This is a genomic window from Corynebacterium nasorum, from assembly GCF_022345765.1.
In the GTDB taxonomy this organism is placed as follows: Bacteria; Actinomycetota; Actinomycetes; order Mycobacteriales; family Mycobacteriaceae; genus Corynebacterium; species Corynebacterium kefirresidentii.
Genome location: NZ_JAKRDR010000034.1, coordinates 1 through 3,376, shown reverse-complemented (window position 1 = coordinate 3,376; position 3,376 = coordinate 1). Strand labels below are relative to the sequence as shown.

The following is a 3,376-nucleotide window of genomic DNA, read 5'->3' as shown; positions in this document are numbered from 1 at the left end:
AGGCTACACCCACATCACGCGCGACCAGGCTAACTGCCTCGCCTGCCACCACGCGCTCAACAGCAGCATCCTTAACATCCTTCGGAGTCCAACGCGTCACAACTACCTCCCGGTCGAAGTGGCGCATTCACCCCTTGACAGCACGCCCGTTGCCACAACATCCAGGAGTCCAATTGTTTCATGCCGATTTAGAGCACTACTTAGCCATTGTTGAGCGGGTTTATGTTGCGGTGCAGCGGAGTGGAAGGCATAAACGAGAATGTTGACATCAGGAATGATCATCGAGTACCGCCCACACAGCTTCTTTGTTGCTGAGATCAACTAGAGCCGGTCCGCCGCAATCGAAGGAGGGCAGGTTAACGGGGGTGTCTTCGGTACTGATGCGGGCTTCCTTCTTGAGGGCAGCGCGGACCGCCTCTTCGACGTATGAGCTCAAAGTGACATTGTTGGCTTTGGCTTGGACCTTCGTTTCTTCAAGGAGTTTCGGCGGGAGGTTTATCGTCGTGCGCATACCTTTAGGGTAGAAAGCATCAAGTCATCATTCAAGAGGTGCAATGATGTATCTGCCTTCAGGAAGCCGTGAAAGGTTGACTGGTGTCTTAATTCAGTGCGAGCGTCAGGATCAGTACTCCGATGGAGAATGCGAGCATGCCTAAGCAGTTGATCCAGAATGCGCTACCGAGGAAGTGGGCGCGGACATGGGCTGCTGCGGCCGCGCAGAAATAGGCGATGACTCCAATCATGGCTGTGATTCCTACGCCGGGGAACCAGAGGCCGGCAATGAGTCCTACGGCGGCGAGGCACTTGATGACAATGAGCGCCCACCACCAGTCCTTGGGGAGTTTGACGCCGCTGAGGCAGGCTTCGATGAAGGGGACTGGTTTGAGGGAGAGGGCGGCGTCGCCAAGCAGAATGGCTGCTAGTAGAAGGGAGGGCCAGGCTGGGGAAGATTCTAGGATCATTGGGTTACTCCGAATGCGGTGTTGAGGCGTTCGATCGATGAGGCGGCTTGGGATGTGAGGTGCTCGGTGTCGTAGATTCCGGCGGCCCAGCCGATGAGTAAGCCGAGGTAGACGTTGTACAGCAGGTCGGCGTACTCGGCCGCATCGGCGCTGCTGAGCCTGGTGCCGAGTCGCAGGGTGATTTCATCGGTCAGGAGCGTTTTGAGTGCGGTGAGCGCTTCGCCTTGATTGCCTTGTTGGATGAGTGCTGCGCCAAAGGCGCGGGAGAGCTCTTCGTGGCCGGTAAACATCTGGAGGAAAGGTCTCAGGACATCGAGAAGGCTATCGGATTGTCCCCGGATGTCATCGTGGAGTTCTGAAATGTGTTGGCCAATGGTGCGGATGAGCAGCGTTTGTTTGTCGCCGACTCCCATGACGGTTCCCACGCTAACGCCAGCTTCGGATGCGATAGTCCGGATGCTGGTGGTGGCGTAGCCCTGAGTGAGGAAGAGTTCGTAGGCGGTGGCTAGGACCTTGCTGACGGTGCCAGCTTTGGCGGCCGAGCGCGATGAGTGAACGTGTTCAGTGAACATGTTCAAAAGGGTAGCTCTTGATGGTTTCGAGGTCAATGACGCCGAAGTGTTGACAGTTGGCGCTAGGCCAGCGTGGGGAAGACGCGGTCGCGCAGCAGGTGTGCAAGCTCGCGGTCGGGGGCTGCTGGGTTGACCCAGGCGGTGTCGCCGATTTCGGCGGCGGCATGGGGTTCGTCGGCGGTGACGGTGCGGGTGTAGGTGAAGATGGTGCCGACGACGACCTCGCCCGGTTCGTTGGCGGCGGGAGCGTCGAAGGTGCCGAGTTTGTTGAGGCTCTCGGCGTCGAGGGTGAGGCCTACTTCTTCGGCAACTTCGCGCAGGGCGGCGTCGACAAGCGCCTCGCCCGCCTCGGGCTTGCCGCCGGGCAGTTGGTACTTGGTGGAGGACTTCTTGCGCACGGTAAGCACGTGGCCTTGTGGGTTGCGGATGACGACGGCTGCTACTTCAATCATGGCTGCTGATTGTAGGCGGCCTAGAGCAGCGGCAGGAGCACGAGGGCGAGATTGAGTGCGATGACCAGCGCGGCAAGCGTCCAGCCCACGGCCATAGACCAGGGTTTCGCGGCGAACTCACCCATGACGTCCCGGGAGCCGGCATAGCGGAAAAGCGGGATGATGGCGAAGGGGATGCCCAGGGAAAGAAGTGCCTGGCTGACCACCAGTGCCATAGTGGGGTCGACCCCGCAGCCGATGATGACCAGCGCCGGGATGAGCGTGACCAGGCGGCGGACTAGTAGGGGGACCTTGATGTGAAGCAGGCCGTCCATGATTTCGGAGCCGGCGTAGGCGCCCACTGACGTCGAGGCGAGGCCGCTGGCCAGCAGGCCGATGGCGAAGAGAACGCCGGCCAGCGGGCCGAGGTGGCTGGCAATCGCCGTGTGGGCCCCGGAGATGGTCTCTGTGCCGTCCACGCCGTAGAGGGCCGAGCCCGCCAGGACCAGCAGGCCCACGTTGACGAGCCCGGCGATGGACAGCGCCACGGCGATGTCCGCGCGGGTGCCGGCCAGCACGTGGGGGATTTCCAGGTCGGGGTAGCGCTGCTTGGTCAGGGAGGAGTGTAGGTAAATGGCGTGCGGCATGACGGTGGCGCCCAACATGGAGGCGGCCAGCAGGATGCTGTCCTTGCCCTCTAGGCGGGGGATGAGGCCGCCGGCCACGTCGGCGGGGTCGGGCGGGGCGATGGCGAGGCCGGCAAGGAAGCCGATGCAGATGACCAGGAGCAGGCCGATGACAAGCCCCTCGAACCACTGGTTCTTCTTCTGGAAGATGAGGAGAATGATGGAGACCGCGCCGATGATGAGCGCGCCCGCGAACAGGGGGAGGTTGAAGAGGAGTTGCAGGGCAATGGCGCCGCCGATGACTTCGGCGAGGTCGGTGGCCGCGGCGATGAGCTCGGCCTGGGCCCACATGCCTAGGCGCGCGCGGCGGGAGAGACGCTCGCCCATGATTTCCGGCAGGGAGCGGTGGGTGACTAGGCCCAGTTTGGCGGAGTGGTACTGGATGAACATAGCCATGAGGTTGGCCACGACGAGTACCCACACCAGGAGGTAGCCGTAGTGGGAGCCGGCGCTGATGTTGGCGGCTACGTTGCCGGGGTCGACGTAAGCCACTGCAGCAACGAAGGCGGGGCCGGTGAGGCTGATTAAGGTCTTACGCATAGGCATCTCCATACCAAAAGTTCAACTACTTGAAGTCTAGTTTTCATCGCCATATGTTCAAGCCAGGGGGCGGAATCAAGCGGTGGATGCGCCACGCTTGAATAGTTCGTTAAGTATTTCACGTGGGGTTGCGCCGCCGAGGATTTGTCGGGGTGTTTCGTTGAGCTCATTTTGCACCCACGCGA

Annotated in this window: 5 protein-coding genes; all 5 read right to left on the bottom strand. The window is 61.2% G+C overall.

The features are described from left to right. Positions 1 to 268: 268 nt before the first annotated feature. Positions 269 to 511, bottom strand: coding sequence for a YlcI/YnfO family protein (locus tag MHK04_RS12090; protein WP_005292604.1), 243 nt, complete (start codon positions 509 to 511; stop codon positions 269 to 271). 88 nt (positions 512 to 599) lie between these two features. After that, entirely contained in the window at positions 600 to 962 is a 363-nt protein-coding gene (locus tag MHK04_RS12085) for a DoxX family protein (protein WP_005292602.1), read from the bottom strand. Further along, the gene (locus tag MHK04_RS12080; RefSeq protein WP_005292598.1) at positions 959 to 1,534 is read right to left on the bottom strand and encodes a TetR/AcrR family transcriptional regulator; all 576 of its coding nucleotides are present in this window, start codon (positions 1,532 to 1,534) and stop codon (positions 959 to 961) included. Before MHK04_RS12080 ends, MHK04_RS12085 begins: the two co-directional genes overlap by 4 nt. A 62-nt stretch (positions 1,535 to 1,596) precedes the next feature. Continuing rightward, entirely contained in the window at positions 1,597 to 1,986 is a 390-nt protein-coding gene (locus MHK04_RS12075; RefSeq protein ID WP_005292595.1) for an NUDIX hydrolase, read from the bottom strand. A gap of 20 nt (positions 1,987 to 2,006) precedes the next feature. Continuing rightward, a complete protein-coding gene (locus MHK04_RS12070) occupies positions 2,007 to 3,191 on the bottom strand; it encodes an Nramp family divalent metal transporter (protein ID WP_011272788.1) in 1,185 nt (394 codons plus the stop codon). Between the last annotated feature and the right edge of the window lie 185 nt (positions 3,192 to 3,376).

What these genes read in the sequence shown, in the direction of transcription:
- MHK04_RS12080 (WP_005292598.1), bottom strand. Translation starts at nt 1,534, where the DNA reads ATGTTCACTGAACACGTTCACTCATCGCGCTCGGCCGCCAAAGCTGGC.
- MHK04_RS12070 (WP_011272788.1), bottom strand. Translation starts at nt 3,191, where the DNA reads ATGCGTAAGACCTTAATCAGCCTCACCGGCCCCGCCTTCGTTGCTGCA.
- MHK04_RS12085 (WP_005292602.1), bottom strand. Translation starts at nt 962, where the DNA reads ATGATCCTAGAATCTTCCCCAGCCTGGCCCTCCCTTCTACTAGCAGCC.
- MHK04_RS12075 (WP_005292595.1), bottom strand. Translation starts at nt 1,986, where the DNA reads ATGATTGAAGTAGCAGCCGTCGTCATCCGCAACCCACAAGGCCACGTG.
- MHK04_RS12090 (WP_005292604.1), bottom strand. Translation starts at nt 511, where the DNA reads ATGCGCACGACGATAAACCTCCCGCCGAAACTCCTTGAAGAAACGAAG.